A 26128-nucleotide genomic window follows, 5' to 3' on the forward strand; every position below is an offset into this window, starting at 1 on the left:
TCACCGAGGATGATGTGTTTATGTTATGGGCTAAACAATTGCTCGATCAAGGGCATAATCCTAAGAAGATAATACATAAAATAGATGCACTCAATAAAAATGAGCTAATTAATAAGATTAAATGTTATAAAAAATAATATGATAAAATGGTAACCATTTGCATAGATAGTTTTTACAAGAGAGGTATTGTGTTCTTAACATTTGCTAACGGTTGTATCATTGTTCTGGGGCTTGTGCTTACGTGGTGCATTCTATTTTCTATTTTCGATGAAAAATCATCGCGGCGTTTGGGTATAAAGCTAGGGATCTTGGTGCTGTTTTTGTCTCCATTCATTGCTAAATTGAGCTATGATTTCTATGCAACTGCTTCACGGCAATTGTTTCTTATGGGTGCCAATGGCGAAATTCAATTAGCGTATTCACCATTAAAAGTGCCAAAGACCCAAAATAACCATTATTGCGATCGCTTTACAGACAGCAAAGGTAATTTATTAAACCGCTCTACAATAGGTGATAAGCATCTATTTTGTGGTGTTTTTTGGAATATGGGGGAACATGATGTGGTGTTTTTGCCTTATAAACTTTTAGGCAATAATAAAGCCATCTATTGGGCTTCACCAGAACTAAAAATTATCGGCCCAATGCCGCCTGATCTCCTTTTAATAAAAAGCAAAGCAAAAAATACCAATTCGACTTCATCAGAAAAACCCAATAGAATTTATGTTGAAGGAGGGAAAACAGCGCACATTATAGTAACAAAACAATTTGAGCTTCCATCTGATAAGGCTCACAAGGAAAAAACAATTTCCCCTGGGACAGTGTTATCAGGAGTTACTCTAAAGACTTTCGACGTCTCAGAAAAACTAAGCCAAGCACGTTTTAAATTATTCATTGGAAATACATTATGTATCGCCTCGTCAGATACACATATTAGGCCTGATTACGATACAGCAATGCTATAGCTAGCATCATCAGCCTAAATTGTTCTAATGATGAGGAACATGCGATTCCTATAGAAGCAATAGCAACCGTTTCTGGAAGAACACTATATCCTAAAGAATAAGCGGTGAGCTAAAGCACGCTCACACCGTGATCAAAAAAAAGGAACTATTATAATGCGCATAAATCTAAAAACACCAATACACTACTTCTCTTTTTTACTGTTAGTTCTGTCCTATTTGTCGCTTTCTTTTGAAACCGCTTTAAAATCAGGGGTATTTTCCTCTTATGGCGATTTATTTACCCCAATAACTCATATTTTTTACTGGCCAAGGTTTGCTTTGCTTCTAGCGCCTGCGCTTGTTTTGATTATTCTTTCTTCTGTTAAAATGAAGAATCATGAGCTTATTTTAAAAGGGTTTTTCCTTTTTGCATCACCAATTATTGTAAGTAATAATATCAGTTTATTTTCATCCCCTAATGTAATTCCCATTTTAAATCAGCCACAACACTTCATACAGCTTTATTATTATGCTTCATGGTGCAAATCAATAACTTGGATGGGGATTATTATATTAGGTTTGATTTGGACTTTTCAAAAAGAACTAAAGCCCGTAGGAGCACAAGCCCATTAAGATATAGTGCATTCATTACCATTGCTATGGAGCGGGGGGATTATTTATTGCTTAACAAGTAATCCAGTTTGCATTGATAAAATCAAAATAACAATAAGAGGTATGTACAATTAAAACGTGGAATCCATTTATTTACAAAAGCAAAGTATATCAACTCGATCATCTAAACGAATTGCGTTGGGAATTTGTTCAACAGGAAGCTACAAATAAGCCTGAAATTCGATATGCGTTTGTCATTGAATTTGGTTTGCATTGCTTTACTCGTGGACTGAATACTCATATAAAGGAGACATGGCAAAATATTGATCCCGAATTAATCTACTCAGACTCCAGAGAGCAGCGTATTTTTTGTTTTTCTCGCTATACTGGGTTGAATTACATATCTGGGGCAAAAGCGAATTAGAGTTTCTATATCACACAAATAAGTGTTAATTATAATCAAACCGGTTGCGTGTCACACTAATTTTATTGATTCTCCCCTGGATTTTTTGTCACTCACTGAATGTCATAAATTATGAGATAAACTCAAGCCTGGCATGGTATCTATTGGATCTCAGTTCGCTTTTGCCCCAGATATGTAATCCAACTCATATTTGTGATAATTGTCACTATCTCCGGCAGTAAACTAGCTAATAACAGATTTCCGCAGCGGTGTTGCGGAAATCTGTTAAAGTAAAATGCGAAACTGTCAGCATTGCTGACAGAATTATTTTGGTACACCTCCTGATTAATCTTCTTTCGACATTAGTCTTTTATATTTGGCAGATTGATGTCGTTCAAGGAGATCAATATCATTATATCGATCGGTAATAGCACTGGAACTATGACCAGCATCATCTCGTACGTGCGCAACAGGCCGCCCACGCATATTAATATCATCGGAAATACCTGTATGGCGCAACCAATGTACTGTTGCTGACTCAAAACTATCAGCCTCTATTGAAAAGCCGGTGCTTCTTAAATTTTGTATGGTGTTATCAAAGCAGTCTTGAACCAAGCGACGAATGTGTCTTGAACTAGTCATTGCTCCTTTACCTTTTTCTTTAGGTAATAGAGGGCTTTGATCATTCATTGAAGGAAGTGGGGTTAACTGCATACTGACACGATATCGCTTGAGTGCTGCAAGCATGTCATCAGGTACGGCAATATCTCGCATTTTGTTACCTTTTCCTACCGTCTTAAACCACCAACATCCTTGGCTATCTTGATAAAAATGTCGCATTTCTGGAGTCCAACGATCACTGGCACATAGCTCAGAGATACGTAAGTACAATAAATAAAGCGCAGAAATAATAAACAATGTCCGTTCATGTCTATCGGGCGCATTATTTGCCATATTTTTAACTGTATCAAGACAAGTTCGCCATTGTTTTTCACTCAAGCGCATCACTTGTGCTTGATGTTGAGTTTTTTGGATATACTTGCTTTTTTGTTTGATCAAAGTAATCGGGTTAATGGATACTTTTTCCTCTAAGGCCAAGTAATTATAAAAACTGCTCAGCACCGTAAAAATTTCACGAATTGCTTTTTGTGATAATTGATAGTTTTGCTTATTGGGCCTCAGTCCATTTTTATGATCAATTTTACTTACAGTGGCTACAAATGGGCGCCACTCATGGTTGGGAATGCGTTCGCCGTTATGCGTAATGAATCGTGCTACTTTTTTAAATCCAATCCATGATTTTGGTGGATTGAAACAAAATTGCATGTAATTTTCAATGTCTTGCCGTTTCAAATCCAGTAATGATTTTTTCTCAATTAGCCAGGCCCATTGAATTAATCGTTCTACTTCTCGACGATATGATTCAAATGTGGCATTATTGTTATCATATTGTTTTAAAAAGTCGAGACAAAAAATTAGGTCATATGGCGCAAAAGATGGTGGCATAAATGCTTGCCAATTTTTTTCTTTAAGCTGTTGGCAAGTGTCTATTAATGGTTGTGGTATAGGAATACTTGCCATGGTCACACTCTAATTTAAAATAAATAGATCATTTGGTCTTATGCGTACTACCATCAATATTATCTTCACTGAATTCTGCTTCAAGTTCTGCAATGCTTGGCAGGTTTGATTTTAAGTTTTCAGGAATTGCCTTTGTAAGTTGATATTCAGAAACGCCTATTGGTTTTTCTATGCCTTTTAGAGCATACTCAGCAATGACTTTGCTTCTTGATTTGCAAAGCAATAAACCTATGCTAGGGTTATCGTGTTCCGTTTTAAGATACTGATCAACCAAGTTGAGATAAAAATTTAATTGTCCAGCATGTTCTGGTTTGAAGCGAACTGCCTTCCATTCTATAACAATAAATGCCCTAAGTTTTAAATGATAAAAGAGCATATCTAGGAAATAAGTTTCGCCATCAATTTCCATCGGATATTGACTACCAACAAATGAGAAACCCTTGCCCAGCTCTAATAAAAACTTGGTAATATGTGCAATGGAAGCATGCTCAATTTCGCGCTCAAGTGCATCATCATGAAGACCTAAAAAATCAAAATTATATGGACTTTTAAGTACTTCTTGCGCAAGTGATGATTGTGCCGCTGGTAATCGGTGTATAAAATTAGATGCTTTACTAGAGGATAAAGCTTGAGATTGATATAAATTTTGATTAATATTTTTTTCAAGTGTTGAGCGTGACCAACCATTTTCAATGGTTTGACTTACATACCAATCACGCATGATAGCATCATTAACTCTTTGTATTAAAACAACAATATGTCCCCAAGGTAAATCCCGCACAGCTTGTGCGCGAATTTCATTTAAATCAGGATATTCCTCGGCAAGACGTTTCATTCGTCGGATGTTTGCTACTGAATAACCCCGGGTTTCAGGAAATAAATTCTGTAGATCTCGAGATAATGTTTCAATAAAGCCCGTTCCCCAAGATTTTTGCTTCTGTTTCTCAATTATTTGTTTGCCAATGTACCAATAGTGGTTGATAACTTCTTGATTTACGGCCAGTGCTGCACGGAATTGTGAGGATTTTATTTGAGTTTTAAGCGCACTTAAAAATGACTTATAATCATGATCGAGATGAAAAGTTATTTCTTTTGACATACTTGGTTCCTTTGTTGGATTAACTAATCGATTTCAATTCAATTTGTCTTCCAAGCACAAAATTTTTGCTCACTGTCCTGTCGTGAGCGAAAATTATACGACTACGATAACTTAATTTCAAAAACTTTCTGCAACGGGCGTTGCAAAAAGTTTAATTGCCAAATTAGATATCAATAATACTTAATTTTCAAATAATTGCAAACAGTCCAATAGTATAAACTATTGGACTTATAAAAACTATCGATGCTGTTTTTGTATAGATCCCATTACCCCCAATTAAACTTTTGTGAGAATACTCTAATTGGCGTAGCGCTCCAGAACTTGCGCCCTGATGCAAAAATTTAAAATATCAGACTGGGAAGTCTCCAATAACATCATTATATTTATCTTGTGCATCAGCTAAGCTTAATTTTGAATAAATTTCTAACGAATCTCTTTTCGCATGTTCGGAGTAAGGTTGGATAAAAGCATCATCAATATTTTTTTTTCTTAAGCCAAGTAAACAAAAAGTGTCTTAATTTATGTAATTTTAACGGCTACCCAATTATATTGTTGTTTGTCATATACTTATCAAGATTAGATAAAAGTAGATAAAAAATAAAAAGCAGGATTGAAGTGTATGTACGTTAATTGGATCAAATAGATCATTAAACATACATGGTCGATTGAAACGAACGCCAAGGTATATCAGTATTTAATTTGAGAAATATCTTACAAAAAAATAAGCAAACAAATCAATTTATTTTATTAATATAAAGCTACAATGTAATTGTTTGGCGCAGCTGGATTGTTGACAGGATGTTGAAACACTAGCGAGATCAAGGATGATCTCAATTCAATGGCAATCACAGCTGCGCACAGGCACAACTATGACTTCTATGTATACAGGACGTCCCTTGGTTAGCTCACTACAGAATTTAATTCCACGCACAACAAAAAAGACCCAGAATTCAGCTTAACTTTTAATAATGAGATTACAGCTCTTTACCCAACTAACTCTTTAGCCCTATCCCAAATATGCATCAACTCATTAAGGGATAGACCCTCAAGGTTAATCAATTCACGTTCCTCAGCAATCAGTTTAACCGCTCGTAATCGTCTTTCAAATTTAGTCAGCGTTTGTCCAAGTGTTACTCTTGGGCTTAACTTACAAAAAATACACAGCGAAAACACTGCGTGGAGTAAATCACCAATCTCTTCTTGCAAAGCAGTTTGATTTTCTTTAGAACTATCATGATTCAAGTGCTCCTTGATTTCATCACACTCACTGTGAATTTGATTCATGATTTGGTCTGCACTTTGCCACTTGAACCCAAATTGGGAGGCTTCTTCTTCCAGAGCGCTAATTTTATCTAAAAGTTCCATGTTCAACCTAAAAGAGATTTGACTAATATTCTTAGAAGTACGCATTAGAATGATGCCATACTTACTTAAACAAATCAGAATGAGATCCTGTTCTTGATAATCTTAACAACTGCACACAATCATCTTTAATGATTTTATAAATTAAAAGCCAATCAGGGGTTATATGACACTCACGATAACCATGCCAATCTCCTGAAAGATTATGATCTTTATGCTTGGGATCTAAAATAGAATCTAAAAGATCTTTATTTTTCCTCTGCTTTACTATCTTTTTAAGATCACGCTTAAATTGAGTAGCCAGTTCTAATTCAAGCATTATCTATAGAATTCCAAACATCCTTCATTGTTTTAAATCGTTCGCCCTTACCTGACTCAAGCTCTTCAATTGCATCAAGCGTCTTTTTGTTCGGTATTTTTACATCAAATGGAAGACCATTTTGAAGACATACTTGACTATAGAAAAGCCGAATAGCCTCAGCAGCAGATAAACCTACTTTATGTAATATCTCTTCCGCCTGTATTTTAAGAGCAGGCTCAATACGAGCATTAATTGTCGCCGCCTTATTCATGATATTCACTCCAATACTTTTCATAATTAAATTGTATAACAAATGCGTTACATTTTCAATGTTTGTTTTACACAAAGAGGCGTCTAATTACCGATAATCAAGTTGGCCTATGGCTCCTCATAAAAACATCGATTCTGGCCCCACTTTAATCTCGCTCCTTTAAGTATCCCTCTGTAGTAATAACAATAAAATAACGTATATTTTATAATTACGTGAAATACATCATGAAATAATTAGGATAGAAGTCGCAAATAAGTATGCCCATTATTTTGAGACAGATTTGAAGCCGTAACCTAAACACAGTGTGATTAAGTCAAGACCCGGTTGCTCGACTTTAACTACTCGTAAAAAAAGATTGTACCTGACATTGAAATATTAGAATTTTCTAATATAATGACCCTATGAATACATTAATAAACACTAGCCTTGAAGTGATGAAAAATAATGCTTCTAAGGCTGAACAATTACTTAAACTTTTAGCCAATTCCAAAAGGCTTCTCATTCTATGCTATCTCCTCAAACAAGAATGCACGGTTGGCGAACTAGAACCCCTTGTCGGTTTGTCTCAATCTGCGCTTTCACAGCATTTAGCTAAAATGAGGCGCGAAGGTGTACTTTCGGTAAGAAAAGAAGGGACTCGAGTTTATTATTTTATTAGCAAACCCGAAGTGGAAGCTGTTTTATCAACGCTTTATTTAATTTATTGCAAAGAATAAAAATCGCTCCATTCATTAGAATACTCTAATGTTTTAAGGATTTCTGTCATGTTATTAAGTAGTATTACCCCAAGAAAACACAGTGCTTTTATTATTGTAATAAGTGCACTGTCGACTTCTCTTTGCGCAGGCTCGGTACCCATCTCATATTCTAAAGCGATTCAGCTTGCGCTCGCTAATAACCCTAAAATCCATGCGGCAAACGCTTCAATAGAAGCAGCGGTCGGGGCCTCAAAGCAAGCAAAAAGTATGAGTTGGCCACAATTAGACCTTGAGGTAAGCGGAGCAAGGACTGATAATCCGATGTCGGTATTTGGTTATAAACTAAGTCAAGGGAATGCCAGTTTTGCTGATTTTGGCGCCAATCAATATACTGGACTAAATACCTTATATACCAAGCCTCAAGCATTAAACCACCCAGGATATTATAGTAATCTGGATACTGCGTTTAAACTAAGCGTTCCTATTTATACTGGAGGAAGAATAAAAGCGCAGCAAGCACAGACGCGTGCTTTAGTTGCATCCGCACAACGTGGCAATCAACAAGCTCAAAATCAACTGGCGTATGAAGTCTATGTGTCCTATGAGCGTTTTTTAACAGCCAAGGAACTGGTAGGCATCGCTGAAAGACAGGTTGCTCGAGCAAAGGTGTTTCTGTCAACAACCAAGGACCTAAAAAAGCAATCTATTACCCTAAATAGCGATGTATTAATGGCAGAGGCTTACTTAAACAGCTCTCTTCTTGGTTTATCTAATGCAAGAATTCAAACAGAAGATGAACTTGATGGCTTTAGAACGTTGCTTGGTAGTCCCGAAAGCACCTTTATACCAAGTCGGCACACAACCTTGAGTGCAAAGACAAAACTCAACTTTTTATTGATGACACGAGCAATCAATGATAATCCATCAATTAAAACCCTTCATGCACGTCTTCAAGCAGAAAAAGCGGTAATTGCTGCCTCTTTGGCACTCTATAAGCCCCAAGTGTCGATGCAATTAAGACATGATTGGAATGGCAATACCATAGGTTCAGGCCTTCCGTCAGATACGATTGCGCTAGGTGCTAACTGGACTTTATTTAGTGCGGGCGAGCGCGCTGGCGCTGTCCAGGTAGCAAGTGCAAATGCAAAAAAAATTCAATTTGAGCTTGATGAGCAACGAAATCAGCTGCGATTACAATTAAAGCAAATACGGCGTGCCGAGCAACAAACTCTTTACGAGTTGCAATTAAGTCGACAAACAGCAGAGAAAGAAGAGGCAGTAATTCAAAAACTAAAGCAGCGATTTGGTCGTGGGTTGGTTCCTCTAAGTGCTTTATTGGAGAGTCAGATGAAACTAACGCAGAGTAAAGCACAAGAACTGCAAGCGCTTCATCAATCAAGAGTGCATCAAGCCCATTGGCTGATGCTCAGTAATCAACTAATTTCTAAAGCGATAAAAAGCGCATAAATTGATTGTATACCAGGAGACTATGGTGAAGGATGTGTTTTATTCCAAAAATAAGCTCAATAAAGCAGGGCAATTGGCGCGAACCTTTATTCAATCCAAGCTGACTCTGTTACTGATTGTTGGTATTCTGTTGTTTGGCGTACTTGCCCTAGAACGCACCCCGCGAAGCTATAATCCTGAAATTATTGTTCCAGCAGTAACTATTTCTGTGAGTCGCCCTGGTAGTGATAGCCAAGAAATGCTACATCAAATTGTTCGCCCACTAGAAGGGTTGATGGCCTCTATTTCAGGCGTTGAGCATACTTACGGGATGGCCATTGATGATAGTGCTATGGTTACGGTTCGCTTTAAAGTGAATGAAAATGAAGAGGCGAGCTTGGTTAAGGTCTATAACCAAATCAACAGCAACATGGATAAAATGCCCCCGGGTACTTTAATGCCTTTAATCCGCTCTATCAGTTTGTACGATGTTCCACTAGTGACACTGACATTACATGCTAAAGGCGCAAATCCAGTTGACTTACGCACGCTTGCCGATAAAGTCTTGGAGGAATTGCGCACCGTACCCCAAGTTGGGAAAAGTTGGGTAATGGGTGCATCACCTCAGGCTATTCGTGTCTGGCTGAACCCAAAGCACATGGCAGAGCACGCCATTTCAATTGCCAACATTCAACAAGCCTTCTCTGTTAATAACATCAGTCTTGACGCAGGAACATTAGAGCATGAATTAAGTGAAACATCTCTTCGCATCGAGGGCTCACTCATTTCCAATCAAGACTTAGCCAACATTATTATTGGAACTGATGGGGCCAAACCTATTTTATTAAAAGATATTGCGACTATTGAAAAGGGGCCTCAAGATGAAACTATTGCGTCCTATTTTGCCTATGGAGCACACGGCCCATTGAAGAATGCAGATATAGAACCTGCAGTAACCATTGCTCTTGCACGTCAAAAAGGAAGCAATGGTGTTGATGTAGCAAAAGCACTTTTGAATAAACTTGAGCAATTACAAAACAGTCAGCTCATTCCAAAAAATATAGATGTCTCAATCACTCGCAATTATGGAGATGAAGCTAATGATGCAGTGAATACTTTGGTCGAGCACTTAGGGATTGCGATTCTAAGTGTCGTGGTATTGCTGATGGTGTTTTTAGGATGGCGCGAAGCATCAGTGGTTGTTTTTTCTATTCCCTTAATTTTGTGCCTAGTACTTGGTATTGGCTGGCTATCAGGCCAGACTATCAATCGAATTACTTTGTTTGCGCTCATTCTTTCATTAGGCCTCTTAGTAGACGATAGCATTGTGGTGATTGAAAACATTCACCGCCATATTATTAAGGGAGTGCAAAAAAACTTTACCCGTTTAGTTATTTATGCAGCCAATGAAATTGGTAAGCCAACGATTATTGCTACCTTTACAGTGATGCTGGCGCTACTGCCTATGGATTTTGTAGGTGGAATGATGGGGCCGTTTATGGCGCCTATACCTTTTAATGCGCCATTGGCAATGATTGTATCCCTCTTTATTGCCTATAGCGTGGTTCCTTATCTTGCTTATCGTTGGTTAAGAACTAAAGCTAAAAAACAAATGAATGAGCATCATCAAAGCCATAGCACCTGGTTGCAGCGAGCGTACCTTGTATTATTCAAAGGATTACTTTACTCATCGAAAAAACGACATCTCTTTTATTTGATTATTGTACTATTGCTCTTCGCGGTATTACTCCAACCTGCCTGGCAATTTATTCGCCCTGCAGGCCCTAATGGCCCATTAAGCCCGTTAGGAGTTGAAATTAAAATGCTACCCGATGACAACGTGAATACCTTTTTAGTGTCCGTTGATGCAGGCGCTAACGCAACGTTAACGAAAACAAACGAGTTACTTCGCGAACTTAGTGCAACCATCCAAAAAAATCCTTACGTCACAGACTTGGAGCTGTACTTAGGAGAATCAGCCCCAGAAGATTTTGCCGCTCTGGTGCGTGGAGATAATCTATTAAGAGGCAGTCAATACGGGCAAATACGCGTGAATTTGGTGAACAAACATCATCGAGCTATTGGCTCACACCAAATTGCAACACAGGTTTACCAGGGACTTGTGCATTTGCAAAAACAACATCCCCAAAGCCATATCAAGCTTTTTGAAAGCCCTCCTGGGCCGCCTGTTCGCTCACAAATGGAGGCAGGTCTCTACGGGCCTAATTACAATGAATTGAGGTCTGTCGCTAATAAGATAACCTCTGAAGTGTATCCCAAAATATACGGCATGATAAATATTGATAACTCAGTGACTCAAGACACCAATCAATACCGCATTGAAATCAATCATAATGCAGTCATGCTGGCAGGCTTAGCCCCAAAAACGGTAGCGCAGGAGGTAAGCGCTTTGTTCAAGGGTATTTCCATCGGAAATGCACATGAACCCAATGCCAGACAGCCCGAGCACATCATCTTACGTCTTCCGCAAAAGGCACGTGAAGTTGCTCAAGTACTTAATCAGCTGTGTTTAAAAAATCAGCAACAACAACTAATCCCTCTGGCAAAAATTGCAACCTTACATGAAGATAAAGAGGAAAAACCCATCTTCACTAAAGATCAAACACCCGTTGTTTATGTAACCGGTGAAGTGTTGGGCACGAGCCCTGCTTATGCGGTCACTTCTGCAACAAATATGCTCAAGAAGCCCCCTTTTTCAATGGGGGTTGAAAATTTAGGATTTCATGAATCACAGCCTAATCGCTTTGCTAAAAGTCAACTCTTTTGGCTTGGTGAAATGCGCCTGACGTTGGATGTTTTTCGTGATTTAGGCTCAGCCTTTATTGTGGCTATAGTCTTGATTTATATTTTACTAACAGCTTTTTACCAGTCGTTTTTTATTCCCCTAATTATTATGGGGGCTATACCGCTAACTGTCATTGGCGTTTTTCCTGGCCATTGGTTAATGAACCAACCGTTCACTGCCACGTCCATGATAGGGGTAATTGCTTTAGCCGGAATTGTTGTTCGAAATTCGCTATTACTCATCGATTTTATTTTAGAACATCAACATCGAGGTTCCTCTATCGTAGAAGCCGTTATTGAGTCAGGCGTGGAGCGAATTCTACCGATTGTCTTAACAGCACTTGCTATTATTCTGGGCTCCGCTGTGATGTTATCCGATCCTGTCTTTGGCGGCCTTGCTATTTCTTTGATATTTGGTTCATTTGCTTCAACAGTACTTACCTTGTTTTTAATTCCATTGATCTATTTAAGTTGGTGGAAGCGTAACCATTAATTAGTATTAGGAGAATAGATGATGACTATTGAACGTATTATTCGAATTGTCGCTGGTGCCTTTGTTTTGATATCACTCGCTCTAGGCGTGTCGACCAGCCCAGTATTTATCAACGTTAATTTTTTATGGTTTACGGTATTTGTAGGAGCTAATCTTTTGCAAAGTGGATTTACAGGATTTTGTCCTCTTGAAATGATTTTAAAGAAGTTTATTGGGTAAGAGCTAGTATTCGGATATAAAAAATTAACGAAGTAAAATAAATAGGAACTAGTGTTACGAGTAATTTAACCCATAATGCCACCAGCGACATCGACAATTAAAAAGCCTCCCGTGAGCAAAAGAGCGAACCAAAGTAACTGCTCTTTTGAGTATTTTTTTAATCATGAGGTACATCCTTACTCATTATTGCTCCTCATCACCACCAGCTAATTTAATTTAAATGAAACACCATGTAAGAAAATTGCGGCAAGAATAAGAAAAGTAATTAAAGCGGTGTAAAAATGAATGGTTTTCTTAGTTTTTCTGAACCAGAAGATAAGACCAATCAATACAATAATTGCAATACCTAAAGAACCTAAAAACCATCCATTAGTAAACATTATGTTTTCCTATTTAGTCGTTCTTAGGTTGGTGGTTATGACCTCCATCACCACCAAATCCTCCCTCATAGCCAACCTCAGGATGAGCTGGAGCAGGTGTTGTTTTAGGAGTGCAGGCAGTTAAGCCCAGACCCAATAAACCGATCAATACAATTATTTTAAATCCATTAATATTCATTATTTCTCCTTAACAGCCAATCAAAATAACATGAAACTACTTACATCGTAATATACTCAATAACATAAGATAAATGCATCTTATCTTCTCCAATTTTACGTTTACACGCCACCTTTAAAAAAATTCATTTTTTAATATTCTTTACAAAATCAAGCAACTGTACTGCATCCTTCTTGGATATAGGTTTTTTAAAATAAGTAGCGCTATCGTGCAGGTTTTCCTGATTAGGGTTGGAAGTTAAAATGATCATAGGCGTATGGTTGTTTAATACTGAATTTTTTTGTATCTGGTCAATCAGCTCATGGCAATTTAAATTTTTATCCACTAAAATAAAATCATAAACTCTCATGAAAGCCAACTCTCTTGCCGAGTCATCATCTCCTGCCATATCCACCAAATGCTTCAACTCTAATAAATGCATACGAATGAGAATACGAATTCCTAATGAGGATTCCACCACTAAAAAACGCAATGGATGAGCGCTGCATTGTTCATTTTCAACCCAATCATTCATCATGCAACCTCTTTCGTGACAAACCCGCAAAGACTCTCATTATCCATTCATTTCCTGATATTCAGAATGCCCTTTATGGGAATTAAGTAAGCGCAGACCATTCGCAACAACAATTAGACTCGCACCCATATCAGCAAATACCGCCATCCATAGCGTTGCGAATCCTCCCAAGGCCAGAATAAAAAACACCCCTTTGATGGCAAGGGACAAAGTAATATTTTGGCGAAGAATACGCGCCGTTTTTCGGCTTAAATCAATGTATAAAGGCAGCATGGCTAAATTATCATTCATTAATGCAACATCTGCCGTTTCTAAAGCGGTATCAGTACCTTTCCCCATTGCAAAACTAATCGTAGCCTTAGCCAAGGCTGGAGCGTCATTGATTCCATCCCCCACCATTCCTACCGTTTTATACTGTTCCAAAAGGTGATTAATTGCTTGTAATTTTTCAGTAGGCAAGACATTCGCCTGCACTTCATCAATCCCCACCACTTTGGCAATGGCTTTAGCTGTTAAGGCATTATCACCCGTTAACATCGCTGTTTTAAGTCCTTGTTGATGCAAGGTGTCAATTGCCCATTTGCTTGTAGAGCGCAAAGTATCAGCCACCGCAAAAACCGCCAAAACTACCGCTGAATTACTCAAAATGACTGTTGTTTTTCCTTCCTCTTCCAAACGCTTAAGTTCCTGCTCTACAGCAAGAGAGCACACCTTATTATCTTCTGCCAGTTGATGATTTCCAACGTAATACAGTTCTTGACTAATAATGCCTTGCACCCCGCGGCCAGGAAGTGCTGAAAATTGCTCTACCTCAAATAAAGACCCATTAGGTTGGCTTTGCTTCCAATACTCAACCAAAGCATGAGCCACTGGATGTTCCGAATGACTATCAAGGCTTGCAGCCAGCACTAACAAGTATTCTTTTGGTTGGATTTTATCGTAAACGATAAAATCAGTCACCACAGGCTTCCCCTCAGTTAAGGTGCCTGTTTTATCCAGGGCAATTAATTTGAGCTGGTGCCCCAGTTCTAAATAGCTGCCGCCTTTGATAAGAAGACCATGTTGTGCTGCTGAAGCCAATCCGCTGACTACCGTTACCGGTGTAGAGATGACCAAAGCACAAGGGCAAGCAATAACCAATAACGTTAAGGCCTTATAAATCCAATCATAAAAAGGATAACCAAACACCAACGGGGGAATAAGTGCAATAACCAGTGCAATCAAGACCATAATTGGGGTGTAGTATTTGGCAAACTCATCGACAAAGCGTTGCGTTGGTGCCCGCTCACTTTGTGCCTGCTCAATGGCTTTACCAATTTTAGCAAGCAACGTATCACCCGAAGCCTTAGTGACTTTAACTTCAAAGGCACCGTGCTCATTTAAGGTTCCGGCAAACACGTCATCACCTACTTGCTTGCTCACCGGCATGGATTCCCCTGTAATCGGGGCTTGATTGACCGTACTTTGTCCCGATATCAACACCCCATCCAGTGGGATGCGCTCACCGGGTTTTACTTTAAATACCGCACCGACCGCTACATCTTCTACAGGCAAAGTCTGCCATTGACCATTATCCATTTTAATCCGAGCCACCTCTGGTGCAATTTGCATGAGACTGCGAATGGCAAGGCGGGCTTTATCTAATGAATAACGTTCGATTCGCTCAGCAAGAGCAAATAAAACGGTGACCATCGCAGCTTCCGGCCAGGCACCTATAATCATAGCCCCGGTGATTGCAATTAACATCAGGCTATTAATATTCATGGCCTTAGTACGAAGCGCGATTAAACCCTTCTTAAAAGTAGAAGGGCCACTTAAGATAATGGCAAGCACCGCAGGCAAAATGACCCAGATTGATTGCTCTTTGGCAATGAAATAAGCAGTTAACTCAGAGCAAAGCGCTAAAAGACCTGCCAAAGCAAGCAATGGCCATGACGAATCAACTTGCTTCTTCTCTTCTTTTGCAGAGGAGGTACTGCCTTGAACCCGAACACTCATGCCTAACGCTTCAATTTGTTTTTGCAACACATCAATAGCTGGAAGACGATGGTGCACGGTCACTTCCTCAGCAATGAAATTAAAATCCATCTGCGCCACTTCAGGAATCACTTTTAATTGCCGCCTGATTAATTGCTCTTCAGCCGGGCAATCAAGGCCTGCAACAAAAAAAGTGGTTAAGGTTAGAGGCTTTGTCATAATGAGCCCCCACATTGGCCGCAAAAATTTGCCCCTGCAGCAATAGTGGCGCCACAACTGCATTGAGTATTCTCAAGACCACTGCCACATTGACTACAAAATCGTGATCCAGGAGCTAGAGAGCTCTTACAGCGCGGGCAACTCAATCCTCTTGGCTCAGGATTGGTTGAGTAATTATTCTGTTGGCTTATTTGGCCATGATGAGAGCGTCGGTATCCGCCATGATGGCCGCCAAGACTTCCAAGCATTCGTTTTAGAAAACTCATGTTAATTCTCCGTCTCTTCAGTAAAGTGTTTGAGCATGTCCTCTAAAATACAACGCACATGCGCATCATAAATAGTGTAATAAATATGCTTTCCCTCTCTATTTGCTAGAAGAAGGCGTGCAGAACGTAACAGACTTAAATGATGGCTCGCCAATGGCACCGAAAGTTGCAGTTGTTCCGCCAGCTCTGAAACTGATTTTGGACCATGCAAACACTCGATAAGAAGCTTTAAACGATTAGGCTCACCCATCAAATGCAAGATATCGCTTAAAGTGATGATTTGGTCTTGAGTTAGCATAGTTTATTAAACAGTTAAATAAGTATTTAACTTTAAGTGTAGCTCATTCACAGCGGTTGTCAAAAACACTATCCGTTGTCCTTTGCTCAAAAGAGCTATAATTAAATGAATCTATTTTTGTATAAGGAAGAAGAATGACGACCCTTCTTTCAAATCACAGTCTTCTGATCATCTTAGGATTTGCTTTTTTTATGGGAATAATTTTAATTATTCTGGCAAAAGGGAGTTCCGGCCATAAAATGAAATTTATAACTCACTTGGGATTTTATCTTTCTCTTGCTGCCGCACTTATCTTTGCTATAGTGCTTTTTATAGATGTCTTTCCACTTATTTTAAAATGACAATCACCAATATGTTACAATTCCATCAAAGGAATCACTCATCCTCGCCTGATTTTTTAATTACTGATTTCTTGTGCCGCTCATGAAACAGGTAATACAAACCGGGTAAGACTAAGAGTGTTAGGAAAGTGGATGAGATAATGCCACCTATAACCACCGTTGCCAAGGGACGTTGTACTTCAGAGCCCGTGCCCGTAGCCAAAGCCATCGGCACAAACCCCAAAGAGGCCACTAAAGCAGTCATGAGTACCGGACGAAGCCTCGCCAGAGAGCCTTGTAATACCGCATCTTTTAAGTACATTTTTTTCTGTTCATGCAGTTTATTAATAAAGGTAATCATGACCAGGCCATTAAGAACTGCCACCCCTGACAACGCAATAAACCCAACACCGGCTGAAATGGACAAGGGAATCCCTCGAAGCCACAGTGCAAATACCCCACCAGTTAACGCCAAAGGAATGCCACTAAACACTAAGAGCGCATCTCGTACTCGACCAAAACTCATAAACAACAATAAGAAAATGCCCAATAGTGTGATAGGAACAACGATTTGTAGCCGTTGAGAGGCTGATTGCAACTGCTCAAACTGACCACCCCAGGTTACCCAGTAGCCACTGGGAATTTTGACACTCTGGTCAATCCGTTGCTTGGCTTCATTCACAAACGAGCTTAAATCCCGATTGCGAACGTTAGCACTGACCACCACACGCCGTTTACCACTTTCCCGACTGATTTGATTGGGGCTTTCACTACGCACCATTTTGGCTACTTCACTCAACGGAATAAAATGTCGTTCGCCATCTTTAGCCTGTGGCAACGGAATAAATACTTGGCGTAGTACATTAGGGTTTGTACGTAACTCTTCAGGCAAGCGCACCACTAAATCAAAACGCTTATCTCCCTCAAAGAGCTCGCCACCTTTTTTGCCGCCTGTGGCAATGACAATGGCATCTTGAACCGTGCCAATTTGTAAGCCGTAGCGTGCCAAAGCATCGCGATTGATTTCAACGGTTAGTAGCGGTAAACCACTGACTTGCTCTACTTTTACATCAGCAGCACCGGGCACTTTTTTTAATTGAGCACTGATGGCTTCAGCTACTTCCAGCAATGTATTCATGTCATCGCCAAATACTTTCACCGCAACATCACTACGAACCCCTGAAATTAATTCATTAAAGCGCATCTGAATGGGCTGAGTAAATTCATAGTTATTCCCCGGAATTTGCTTTACTGCCGCCTCGATTTCTTGTACTAGTTGCTGTTTGCTTTTTTTAGGATTCGGCCAATCCTTCCGAGGCTTTAACATAATAAACGTGTCAGCGACATTGGGCGGCATGGGATCAGTAGCCACTTCCGCAGTCCCTAGTTTTGCAAAAACACGTTTGACTTCTGGAAACTGGCTTACTCGCTCCTCTACTAAATGCTGCATGGTAATGGCTTGTGTTAAACTAGTGCCAGGAATTCGCATCGCGTGCATGGCAATATCGCCTTCATCAAGACTTGGAATAAATTCACCACCCAACCGAAATGCAAGCAAAAGACTTATCCCCACCAAAGCAACCGCAGCTCCTATCACCAACCTTCTGGCATGAAAACAGCGGCGCAAGGCTTTTGCATAAACAAGTGAGAGGTAGTGTACCAACCAATTTTCTTTTTCTTGTACACGCCCACCTAAAAAAATGGCAACGGCTGCTGGAACAAAAGTCAGAGCAAAAAGCATGGAGGCGAGCAGCGCGGTAATAACCGTTTGCGCCATCGGCAAAAACATTTTCCCCTCAACCCCTGTTAACGTTAAAATCGGTAAATAAACCACCGTGATAATAAAGACACCAAAGATACTGGGCCGAATCACCTCTGTTGTGGCATAAGCTATGACTTTCAAGCGCTCTTCTAAATTTAAAACACGATGCAAGGCATGCTGTTGTTCACCCAAATGCTTAATGCAGTTTTCAACAATAATGACCGCACCATCGACAATCAAACCAAAATCAAGAGCGCCTAAGCTCATCAAATTGGCACTGATTTTATTAGATACCATCCCTGTAATGGTCAAGAGCATGGATAAAGGAATCACCATCGCGGTAATCAGTGCTGCGCGAATGTTACCTAAAAACAAAAACAAAATAACACAAACAAGCAATGCCCCTTCGAGCAAGTTTTTCTTCACCGTATTAATGGTAGCGTTCACAAGCAAGGTTCGGTTATAAACCGTGACTGCTTCAATGCCTTCCGGCAATGATTTATTAATAACTTTCATTTGGGCCGCAACTCGTTCAGACACTGTGCGACTGTTCTCGCCCATAAGCATAAATACTGTGCCTAAAACGACTTCTTTACTGTTCTCTGTTGCTGCTCCTGTTCGTAGCTCCTTGCCTAAAGCCACTTCTGCAATATCACGAATTCGAATAGGTGTTCCTTCAAAGCTTGCAATAACAATGTTCTCAATATCAGTGATGTTTTGCACCTGCCCTGGTACGCGAATTAAGTTCTGCTCGCCATTAGTTTCAATATATCCTGCACCCACATTGGCATTATTGCGTTCTAATGCCTCAACCACATTGTTTAAGCTTAACCCATAACGAACCAGTTTCATGGGATCTGGAGTGATGTGAAATTGTTTTTCATAACCCCCAATGGTGTTTACTTCAGCCACTCCCTCTACATTACGCAGTTGCGGCTTGATAATCCAATCTTGAATGGTACGCAGTTCCGTTGGATTGTAACGTTGACTTGCTGGTACATTGGCTTTATTGGTTACCGTGTACATAAAAATCTCACCAAGCCCTGTAGAGATTGGGCCTAAAGTGGTTTCTACTCCTGGTGGGAGCTTGTCTTTTACCTCCTGCAAGCGCTCATTAATTAATTGACGCGCAAAATAAATGTTCGTGCCATCTTTAAAGACCACCGTGACTTGCGATAGTCCATAACGTGATAAAGAACGAGTGTAATCCAGATTAGGCAACCCGCTCATAGCCAGTTCAATAGGGAAAGTAATTCGTTGCTCCACCTCAAAGGGTGAATAGCCTGAGGCTTGAGTATTGATTTGCACTTGCACGTTGGTGATGTCAGGTACCGCATCAATAGGCAAACGTTGAAAATTATACACACCATAAAGAGCAATGATTGTCGTAAATAATAAGACAAACCATCGATGTTTTAGGGAAAAACGAATTATTTTTTCAAGCATTACCAATCCTTAGTGCTCGTGGCTTGCGCCATCCTTTCCTAACTCTGCTTTCATAAAAAAGCTATTATTGCTGACATAGCGCTGGCCTGCATCAAGCCCCGAAACCACTTCGACCCATTCATCATCCCTTTGGCCTAAAATAACAGGCGTTGCCTCAAAATAATCTCCTTGCTGGATAAAAATTACTTCTTTCTCATCCATGCGCTGAATAGCCGACAAAAGTATGGCAACTGGAACCGTTTTTTCTTTAATGGTAATTGCGGCATTAATGTACATCCCAGGCAACCAAACACGAGGCTCATTAGAAAGAACTGCTCGTGCGAGCGTTGTTTGACTGTCTTCAATGCCTAAGGGCGCAATGTAGGAGATGGTGCTGATGGATTTTGGTGTTCCTTCATCTCCAGTTACCACCACACTCATTCCTTGTTTTACTAAAGGCACCTCTTTACGATATAAGGTAAAATCAGCCCACACAGTAGCCAAATTAGCCACTTCATAAATAGGTTTGGTGCTTTGCGCAAGCTCCCCATTGGTTGCGTATTTTTGCACGATGGTTCCGCTCATGGGTGCATTAATTGTATAATTTTGTAAACTTTCGTTACTCTCAATCGTAACTAATACCTCCCCTTTGGTGACTTCATCGCCTAAATTCTTAGTCATTGATTTAATAATGCCTGAATAGCGTGCATAGATGGGAGCTAAGGTGTCTCGATTGGGAGCAATTTTACCTACGACTTTAAGTTGAGTTTTAATTGTTTGGCTTTGTGCCTTAGCCGTTTGAATGTCTGCCGCTTTTAGAATGGCTGGCACCATTTTAATGCGGCCTTCATAAGTCGCATAATGCCAGGTATAGCGTTTATCCTGAAGCTCTAATTGAATGCTCACATCAAAAGAATGAGGCTCTTCAATCACCTCAACGCTTTGTAAAAAATTCTCGACAGGAGTGAACGCAATTGCTTCTTTTTTATCACCAAATCGCTTTAACTGAACGGTCAATTGCGCTTTCCCAGGCGCGATAGGCTCACCATTCTTATACAAATAAGCGCGAAAATGCGGTGGCATGCCCCGTTCAAAAATTAAAAACTCAAGGGCTATATCTTCATCCTTAAACAAACGCCCACCTTGCGGACCCTTTTCCATGGTTTCTTGATGATTTTTTTCTTCATCGCCATGGGATTCTTCATTTGTTGCCCATAACGAAAAGGAACTCAACCCCAATAACAGAATTATAAAGGGCATGCAGGATAGGAATGGCTTTAAAACTCTCATTTACTCTCCTTAGAAGGCGCTAATCCTAAAAGCCCGGTCAGTTGAATTAAGGCTTTATGATAATCAGCATGAGCTTGTTGGTAATGACGCTCTTCTTCATACAACGAATTAAGGGCTGTGGATAATTCAATATACGTATAACGTCCCATTTGGTAGCCATCCTGTGCCAATTTGATTGATTTACGCGCCAAAGGTAATAACGAATTCGTCACCAAGCTCGCCTCATAATGACTTTGTTCGGCTTGTAGAAAAGCCCCATAGACATTTTGACGCACATCAAGGCGTGTACCTTGAAGCTCATGAGCCGTTTGGGTGTATTGTGCCTCAGCGGTTATGATTTTTCCTTGATTTCTATTGTAAACAGGGACTTCTGCAAAGGCTGAAGCCACTGCGGCATTACTGCCATCATCAGAGAAATGACGACCGCCTAATTGAATGTTTAAATCCGGCCACACAGATTTTTTAACTGCAGTAATAGTCGCACGCTTGGCGTGTAATTGCTGTTGAAGCTGTACTAACTGAGGGCTTTGCGGTAATTTTCTAAGTAACACAGCCCAGTTCAATGTCACTCCAGGAAGACCTTTATCCACTAATTGTCCATCAACTCGTAATCCATCACCTAATAGACGCGCCAATTTCGCACGCTGAAATAATGCATCCCTTGCAGCTTTATTTTCTTGAATACGCGCTTCGCCTAAGCGCACCTGGGCCAAACGTAAGTCTAATTCCGCTCCAGCGCCTGCCTTAACTCGACGCTCGATTGCGCTTACGATGTCTTGATTGAGGCGAATAAGTTTTTGGGTGACTTGATGCCATTGACCCGCATAAAGTGCATCCACATAGGCCACACCAACTGCCACATAAAGTATCGCTTTTTGTACTTGAATTTGGGCAAGAGAGGCTAAGTAATCTGAATAGGTTGCTTTTTTCAGATACTGCAACCGATTACCCAAAGGGATGGGCTGGGTCACTGATGCCGTAGTTTCTGCCGCCTCATAACTTGAATAACTCCCCGAGCCGCCAAAGTTTTCTGCGGTTAAAGTCACTTGAGGATTGGGATAAAGCCCACTTTGGATAAAAAAACCGCGCATGGCTTGTGCTTTATCTATTTCGGCCTGTAATTCGGGATTATTGCGATAAGCAATGCCCAGGGCTTGTTTGAATGTCAAAGGGGTGGCCGCGAGTGCCTCACTCGCTACAAGGCTCATTGCACTCCACACAACATAATAAAATAAATAACGCATTCCCTACCCTATCAAATCCTTGTCAAACCTTTCGTTCCAGTGTACCTTGATTTTGGGCCTTGATACACCTTATTGCTAAAAAAACCAGAAAATCATAGCATTAAGTCACTGAAATGATTACCAAACTGGTATACACTGATCTTTATAATCCATTAACTTGTTTATCCTATGCACCTACGATTATTATTTGTTTTTTTAATAATCTTGACTGCCGAACTTAAGGCTCAGTCATTAACTATTGGAATAGTAGCGTATGACCCGCCGTTTTCAATGAATGCCGACAAAAATCATTTCTTTGGATTTGATGTTGAGCTCATAACAGAGCTTTGCAAGCAAATTAAAGCTCAGTGTCAATTGAAACCCATGCTGTTTGACGAGCTGTTTACAGAATTAAAAGCGAGTAAAATTGACTTGGGGATAGCGGCAATTATCATCACCGACGAACGACAGAAAACCTTTCTCTTTAGTCTTCCCTATCTGGCAAGTGCAGCACGTTTTATGACCACAAAAAACGACTCAATTACATCTCTTAAAAAACTCAACAATAGATCAATAGGCATTATCAGAGGCTCTCTCTTCAAACAACTCATTACTCAGAAATTTAAAACCAATAGGGTTAGAGAATATCCTTCAACTAATCAACTCATCACTGCCTTAAATCAACAGGAAGTGGATGCCTTGCTTATGGATGACTTTTCGGCTGATTATTGGATAGCCAATAATAACACCTTGTTTAAAGGATTAGGTAAACCCTTCCCCGTCGGCATCGGTTATGGAATCATGGCCAAAATGGATTCTAAGATGCTAATGAACCAAATCAATCAAGCCTTAAAACATATCGAAAAAAATGGATTTTATTTATCTTTATATCAAAAATATTTTCACACCATACCCATGCATTAAAATATGAATCACTAACGGTTATCTTAATGTCAATTTTTTAATTTAATTCGGTTTAGTGGTGTCCGTGACCATGACCACGCGGGTGATACCCACCAAATACACGTTTAGGCTGTTTATTGTTTTTTGAATCTTCCTTATTAATAGAAGAAGCGCAGGAAGCCAACAAAAACATTAAAGAAATGAGCACTAATACATATGGGGTTACCAAACTAGATTTTTTCATCATTCGCATCCTTGGAATAACTCACTTGCTGTTATTTTTTAATATCATTATTATGGATGAAATAAAAGTAAATTGTACTCCTTTGGTTTTATATTCATTCAATATAAAAAAAACGGAGTTAAATTGATGAAATTTTATTCCCGTCAACACCGCACAGGAGGCGAATATGAAAAAAGAGGTTTTTATTTCAATCTGTGGCGGCCTTATTTTTTCGTTATCCACACAAACAATCCTGGCCGATGAAATTCCCAGTCGCACCTTACCTATGTCTGAAATCTTGAAAATTCTACAGACTCGCGGTTATAGCGTAATAAGAGAAGTTGAATTTGATGATGGTTTATATGAGGTGGAAGCCTTTGATGAAAAAGGGATTCAGCTTATTATTCGAATGAACCCAAATACAGGGGACTTTATCAACACCAATTTAAAAACCAAGAAATACCCCATCTCAATGCTTGAAGCGGCGCAGAGAATTGAGGGCGCTGGCTATCATACTATTTTCAAAATTGAAGCGCACGGCAGTCAGTATGAGGCAAAGGCCCTTGGTACAGAGGATAAAAAAATTAAATTACGCATCGATGCTAATTCTGGCAAAATATATATCCTTGAATAAGAGAACTAGAGTTATTAATTCTGCAACATTTAAAATTTTTCAATAAATAAAACAGCCAACCTATTTAAGTTAAGCTTAAAGAAATTTAAGACTTGACATCCTCTATCCTTATCCCAAGAGCCATCACGAATCAGCTGATGCCTGCAATGCTGCCTGTTTTTTAAATCCAAGGAAGGCTTAGCATGCACAAGATAAATATAATGACGTCATAAGAGATTTTCCAATCTAATATTTTAGATTTTTGCATCAGGGCGCAAGTTCCGGAGCGCTAGGCCACTTACCATCAAAAGTTAGCGCTTATTTTAACAAAATAATTTGTTTTCATATAGTTAGCATTAAGAATTTGAATGCTTAAGTTACAGAAACGGAGCAAATGTGAACTAGAACCTCCTTTCTGTAAAATAGAGGCTAATAAAGGCAGATAATCGCAAAATATCCCACACAATAAATACCCAGCCAAAAATTTCTTTGAAAACTTCTCGTGAACTTTTAATAAAAGGGTCCCAAAAATGCTTGAATAAATACATGATGTTCATGTGACATAAAGTTGTTATAGTATTTTCATACAGATAGATAACCAAAGTCTTTCTTTATTAGTAATTAATTTTCCAAATACTGCTAGAAAAACAAATAGTTCTATTCAATGTCTAGAGTGAATTCTTTAAAAAAATTTATTTTTAGGTAACAATGGCACTTTAATACTAGGGCGTGTTTTTAAAGTTTCAGCCACAATATAATACTTACTAGAGTTAGTGCTCCTAGAAACATGATAGCTGTTTTATCATAATGTGTAGCAATTCTCCTAAAACTTTTGACTCGATTAAAAAAACGCTCAACGTAATTACGCTCTTTGTATATATGTGTATCATGCTCTATAGGTATGATGCGATTCTTTTTGGATGGGATGACCGCCGTGATTCCTCTATTTTTCAACTCCCCGCGAAATTCATTGCTATCATAAGCCTTATCGGCTAATAAATACTCGGATAGTTCATCACCGAGCAATTCCTTTGCTGTTTTTATCTCACTGTCTTGTCCAGGTGTTAAAATAAAACTCAAAGGCAATCCAAAAGAATCAACCTTTACATGGATTTTTGAGCTAAAACCACCTTTGCTTCGGCCTAGTGCTTGTTTCTCTTGGCCGCCTTGAGCTCCAGCCGCATGTTGATGTGCTCGAATAACGCTACCATCCATCATGTGCCATTCGTGATCGCCATCTTTTTTTTAAAATTTCAAGTATTCCATTGAAATGTCCATTTTTAACCCATCGATTATAGCGACCATAAACACTTTGCCATTTTCCATAATCAGGTGGCAAATCTCTCCAAGGCGCGCCAGTCCTGATAATCCAGCAAACCGCTTCGATAAATAATCGATCATTTTCACCATGACGACATTTGGGCGCATGTGAGCTTATAATAATGGGAAAAATTATTTAAAGGAGAAACCATGTTAAAAAAGTAGCGTTTACCATGTATCCTGTCGAAAATTTAGATCGAGCGATGGATTTTTATAAAAAAAATCTTGGTTTAATACCTAGCAAAATATCTGCGAATGGTCATTGGATAGAGTACGACTTACCCCAAGGCGGATGCTTTGCAATCACAACCCTTGCGGAAGGTGTTAAACCAAGTGCTGTGTCCGGGGGTAGTATTGCTTTTGAAGTGGAAGGTTTGGATTCCTTAACGCAACAATTAAAAAAGAATGGGGTAACATTCAAATTGGATACTTTTTCATCACCCGTATGTAGAATGGCAATTATCATCGATTCTGAAGGAAATGCTATTACACTGCATGAGCTCAATCAATAAGTCTGTATACAAAGGATAAATGATGATGTTTGCTAAATGTTCTGTATTTATTGCTACAAGTCTTGATGGCTTTATTGCAAGAGATAATGGTTCTATTGATTGGCTAATGAAAGCAAATGAGCTTGTGCCCCCAGGTGAGGATGGTGGTTATAAAGAGTTCATATCTACGGTCGATGGACTCATTATGGGGAGGCATTCTTTTGAGAAAGTCTTATCATTCGACCCTTGGCCTTATGGTGAGCTTCCTGTCATAGTGATGAGTAGCAAACCTATAGAAATTCCTGCTCATTTAAAATATGTTTCAGCATCTTCCGAAACACCCATCGAGCTCGTTAAGCGGTTAACTGATGAAGGATTTAAGCATCTTTATATTGATGGAGGAATAACTGTCCAAAATTTTATAGCCGCGAATTTAATCCATGAATAACAATAACCATCGCACCAGTCTTGCTAGGTTCTGGTCGTTCATTATTT

27 protein-coding genes and 1 pseudogene are annotated in these 26128 nt (G+C 39.5%); 11 read left to right on the top strand and 17 right to left on the bottom strand.

Translation table 11 applies throughout. The features are described from left to right. The first annotated feature begins 188 nt into the window (after positions 1-188). Complete coding sequence (locus OQJ13_RS16225) at positions 189-962, top strand: hypothetical protein (RefSeq protein ID WP_230305092.1); 774 nt, start codon at positions 189-191, stop codon at positions 960-962. 153 nt (positions 963-1115) lie between these two features. Continuing rightward, positions 1116-1574, top strand: coding sequence for a hypothetical protein (locus OQJ13_RS16230; RefSeq protein WP_058393154.1), 459 nt, complete (start codon positions 1116-1118; stop codon positions 1572-1574). Positions 1575-2301: 727 nt separating this feature from the next. Here OQJ13_RS16230 and OQJ13_RS16235 read toward each other — a convergent pair. The 5 genes from OQJ13_RS16235 to OQJ13_RS16255 all read right to left on the bottom strand — a co-directional run bounded on the left by OQJ13_RS16235 (position 2302) and on the right by OQJ13_RS16255 (position 6570). Then, on the bottom strand, positions 2302-3537 hold the full coding sequence (locus OQJ13_RS16235) for a tyrosine-type recombinase/integrase (protein ID WP_021460644.1): 1236 nt from the start codon (positions 3535-3537) through the stop codon (positions 2302-2304). A 28-nt stretch (positions 3538-3565) separates the two neighbouring features. Next, positions 3566-4636, bottom strand: a complete 1071-nt coding sequence (locus OQJ13_RS16240; protein WP_021460643.1) for a PDDEXK nuclease domain-containing protein — start codon at positions 4634-4636, stop codon at positions 3566-3568. A 984-nt stretch (positions 4637-5620) separates the two neighbouring features. Next, positions 5621-6001 (bottom strand): MazG nucleotide pyrophosphohydrolase domain-containing protein, encoded by a 381-nt coding sequence (locus tag OQJ13_RS16245; RefSeq protein ID WP_021460642.1) that lies wholly within the window; start codon positions 5999-6001, stop codon positions 5621-5623. Between the two features lie 61 nt (positions 6002-6062). Continuing rightward, positions 6063-6317, bottom strand: coding sequence for a type II toxin-antitoxin system YafQ family toxin (locus OQJ13_RS16250; protein WP_021460641.1), 255 nt, complete (start codon positions 6315-6317; stop codon positions 6063-6065). Then, positions 6310-6570, bottom strand: coding sequence for a type II toxin-antitoxin system RelB/DinJ family antitoxin (locus OQJ13_RS16255; RefSeq protein WP_021460640.1), 261 nt, complete (start codon positions 6568-6570; stop codon positions 6310-6312). The genes OQJ13_RS16250 and OQJ13_RS16255 overlap by 8 nt, the downstream gene beginning before the upstream one ends. Before the next feature lie 401 nt (positions 6571-6971). Here OQJ13_RS16255 and OQJ13_RS16260 point away from each other — a divergent pair, with 401 nt between their 5' ends. Genes OQJ13_RS16260 through OQJ13_RS16275 form a run of 4 tightly spaced genes read left to right on the top strand, consistent with a single transcriptional unit; the run spans position 6972 to position 12231 of the window. Next, the gene (locus tag OQJ13_RS16260) at positions 6972-7286 is read left to right on the top strand and encodes an ArsR/SmtB family transcription factor (protein ID WP_021582658.1); all 315 of its coding nucleotides are present in this window, start codon (positions 6972-6974) and stop codon (positions 7284-7286) included. A gap of 48 nt (positions 7287-7334) precedes the next feature. Then, complete coding sequence (locus OQJ13_RS16265; RefSeq protein ID WP_021460639.1) at positions 7335-8735, top strand: TolC family protein; 1401 nt, start codon at positions 7335-7337, stop codon at positions 8733-8735. Positions 8736-8769: 34 nt separating this feature from the next. Beyond that, positions 8770-12012: an efflux RND transporter permease subunit gene (locus OQJ13_RS16270; RefSeq protein WP_230304736.1), complete on the top strand. Its 3243-nt coding sequence runs from the start codon at positions 8770-8772 to the stop codon at positions 12010-12012. Positions 12013-12030: 18 nt separating this feature from the next. Beyond that, positions 12031-12231, top strand: a complete 201-nt coding sequence (locus OQJ13_RS16275; protein WP_021460616.1) for a DUF2892 domain-containing protein — start codon at positions 12031-12033, stop codon at positions 12229-12231. 206 nt (positions 12232-12437) lie between these two features. Here OQJ13_RS16275 and OQJ13_RS16280 read toward each other — a convergent pair whose 3' ends face one another. The 6 genes from OQJ13_RS16280 to OQJ13_RS16305 all read right to left on the bottom strand — a co-directional run bounded on the left by OQJ13_RS16280 (position 12438) and on the right by OQJ13_RS16305 (position 16063). Beyond that, positions 12438-12611, bottom strand: a complete 174-nt coding sequence (locus OQJ13_RS16280) for a hypothetical protein (RefSeq protein WP_021460617.1) — start codon at positions 12609-12611, stop codon at positions 12438-12440. Between the two features lie 13 nt (positions 12612-12624). After that, positions 12625-12789: a hypothetical protein gene (locus OQJ13_RS16285; RefSeq protein ID WP_021460618.1), complete on the bottom strand. Its 165-nt coding sequence runs from the start codon at positions 12787-12789 to the stop codon at positions 12625-12627. A 124-nt stretch (positions 12790-12913) separates the two neighbouring features. Then, a complete protein-coding gene (locus OQJ13_RS16290) occupies positions 12914-13306 on the bottom strand; it encodes a response regulator (protein WP_021460619.1) in 393 nt (130 codons plus the stop codon). A gap of 36 nt (positions 13307-13342) precedes the next feature. After that, positions 13343-15499, bottom strand: a complete 2157-nt coding sequence (locus tag OQJ13_RS16295) for a heavy metal translocating P-type ATPase (protein WP_021460620.1) — start codon at positions 15497-15499, stop codon at positions 13343-13345. Then, positions 15496-15765, bottom strand: coding sequence for a zinc ribbon domain-containing protein (locus OQJ13_RS16300; RefSeq protein ID WP_021460621.1), 270 nt, complete (start codon positions 15763-15765; stop codon positions 15496-15498). The genes OQJ13_RS16295 and OQJ13_RS16300 overlap by 4 nt, the downstream gene beginning before the upstream one ends. A gap of 1 nt (position 15766) precedes the next feature. Beyond that, positions 15767-16063, bottom strand: coding sequence for an ArsR/SmtB family transcription factor (locus OQJ13_RS16305; RefSeq protein ID WP_021460622.1), 297 nt, complete (start codon positions 16061-16063; stop codon positions 15767-15769). A 134-nt stretch (positions 16064-16197) separates the two neighbouring features. On the opposite strand from OQJ13_RS16305, the gene OQJ13_RS16310 reads away from it, so the two are divergent. Then, entirely contained in the window at positions 16198-16404 is a 207-nt protein-coding gene (locus tag OQJ13_RS16310) for a hypothetical protein (protein ID WP_021460623.1), read from the top strand. 34 nt (positions 16405-16438) lie between these two features. On the opposite strand, the gene OQJ13_RS16315 is transcribed toward OQJ13_RS16310, so the two are convergent. Genes OQJ13_RS16315 through OQJ13_RS16325 form a run of 3 tightly spaced genes read right to left on the bottom strand, consistent with a single transcriptional unit; the run spans position 16439 to position 22104 of the window. Beyond that, complete coding sequence (locus OQJ13_RS16315; protein ID WP_021582687.1) at positions 16439-19591, bottom strand: efflux RND transporter permease subunit; 3153 nt, start codon at positions 19589-19591, stop codon at positions 16439-16441. A gap of 9 nt (positions 19592-19600) precedes the next feature. After that, a complete protein-coding gene (locus OQJ13_RS16320) occupies positions 19601-20860 on the bottom strand; it encodes an efflux RND transporter periplasmic adaptor subunit (RefSeq protein ID WP_021460624.1) in 1260 nt (419 codons plus the stop codon). Continuing rightward, entirely contained in the window at positions 20857-22104 is a 1248-nt protein-coding gene (locus OQJ13_RS16325; protein ID WP_021582686.1) for a TolC family protein, read from the bottom strand. Before OQJ13_RS16325 ends, OQJ13_RS16320 begins: the two co-directional genes overlap by 4 nt. 168 nt (positions 22105-22272) lie before the next feature. Here OQJ13_RS16325 and OQJ13_RS16330 point away from each other — a divergent pair, with 168 nt between their 5' ends. Continuing rightward, positions 22273-23007, top strand: coding sequence for a transporter substrate-binding domain-containing protein (locus OQJ13_RS16330; RefSeq protein WP_032831349.1), 735 nt, complete (start codon positions 22273-22275; stop codon positions 23005-23007). Between the two features lie 52 nt (positions 23008-23059). On the opposite strand, the gene OQJ13_RS16335 is transcribed toward OQJ13_RS16330, so the two are convergent. Beyond that, positions 23060-23233, bottom strand: a complete 174-nt coding sequence (locus tag OQJ13_RS16335; RefSeq protein ID WP_154694749.1) for a hypothetical protein — start codon at positions 23231-23233, stop codon at positions 23060-23062. Between the two features lie 163 nt (positions 23234-23396). Here OQJ13_RS16335 and OQJ13_RS16340 point away from each other — a divergent pair, with 163 nt between their 5' ends. Continuing rightward, the gene (locus tag OQJ13_RS16340; protein ID WP_021460627.1) at positions 23397-23843 is read left to right on the top strand and encodes a PepSY domain-containing protein; all 447 of its coding nucleotides are present in this window, start codon (positions 23397-23399) and stop codon (positions 23841-23843) included. Positions 23844-24557: 714 nt separating this feature from the next. On the opposite strand, the pseudogene OQJ13_RS16345 reads toward OQJ13_RS16340, so the two are convergent. Both OQJ13_RS16345 and OQJ13_RS17110 read right to left on the bottom strand, forming a co-directional pair. After that, positions 24558-25046, bottom strand: a pseudogene (locus OQJ13_RS16345) (IS5 family transposase); the annotation flags it as partial. Next, positions 25027-25278 (bottom strand): transposase, encoded by a 252-nt coding sequence (locus OQJ13_RS17110; protein ID WP_080447406.1) that lies wholly within the window; start codon positions 25276-25278, stop codon positions 25027-25029. The pseudogene OQJ13_RS16345 and the gene OQJ13_RS17110, both read right to left, overlap by 20 nt. 37 nt (positions 25279-25315) lie before the next feature. On the opposite strand from OQJ13_RS17110, the gene OQJ13_RS16350 reads away from it, so the two are divergent. Further along, complete coding sequence (locus OQJ13_RS16350) at positions 25316-25654, top strand: VOC family protein (protein WP_021460631.1); 339 nt, start codon at positions 25316-25318, stop codon at positions 25652-25654. Positions 25655-25673: 19 nt separating this feature from the next. Further along, entirely contained in the window at positions 25674-26081 is a 408-nt protein-coding gene (locus OQJ13_RS16355) for a dihydrofolate reductase family protein (protein ID WP_238400666.1), read from the top strand. Positions 26082-26128 lie beyond the last annotated feature (47 nt).

The organism is Legionella sp. PATHC035, from assembly GCF_026191115.1.
Lineage (GTDB): Bacteria > Pseudomonadota > Gammaproteobacteria > Legionellales > Legionellaceae > Legionella.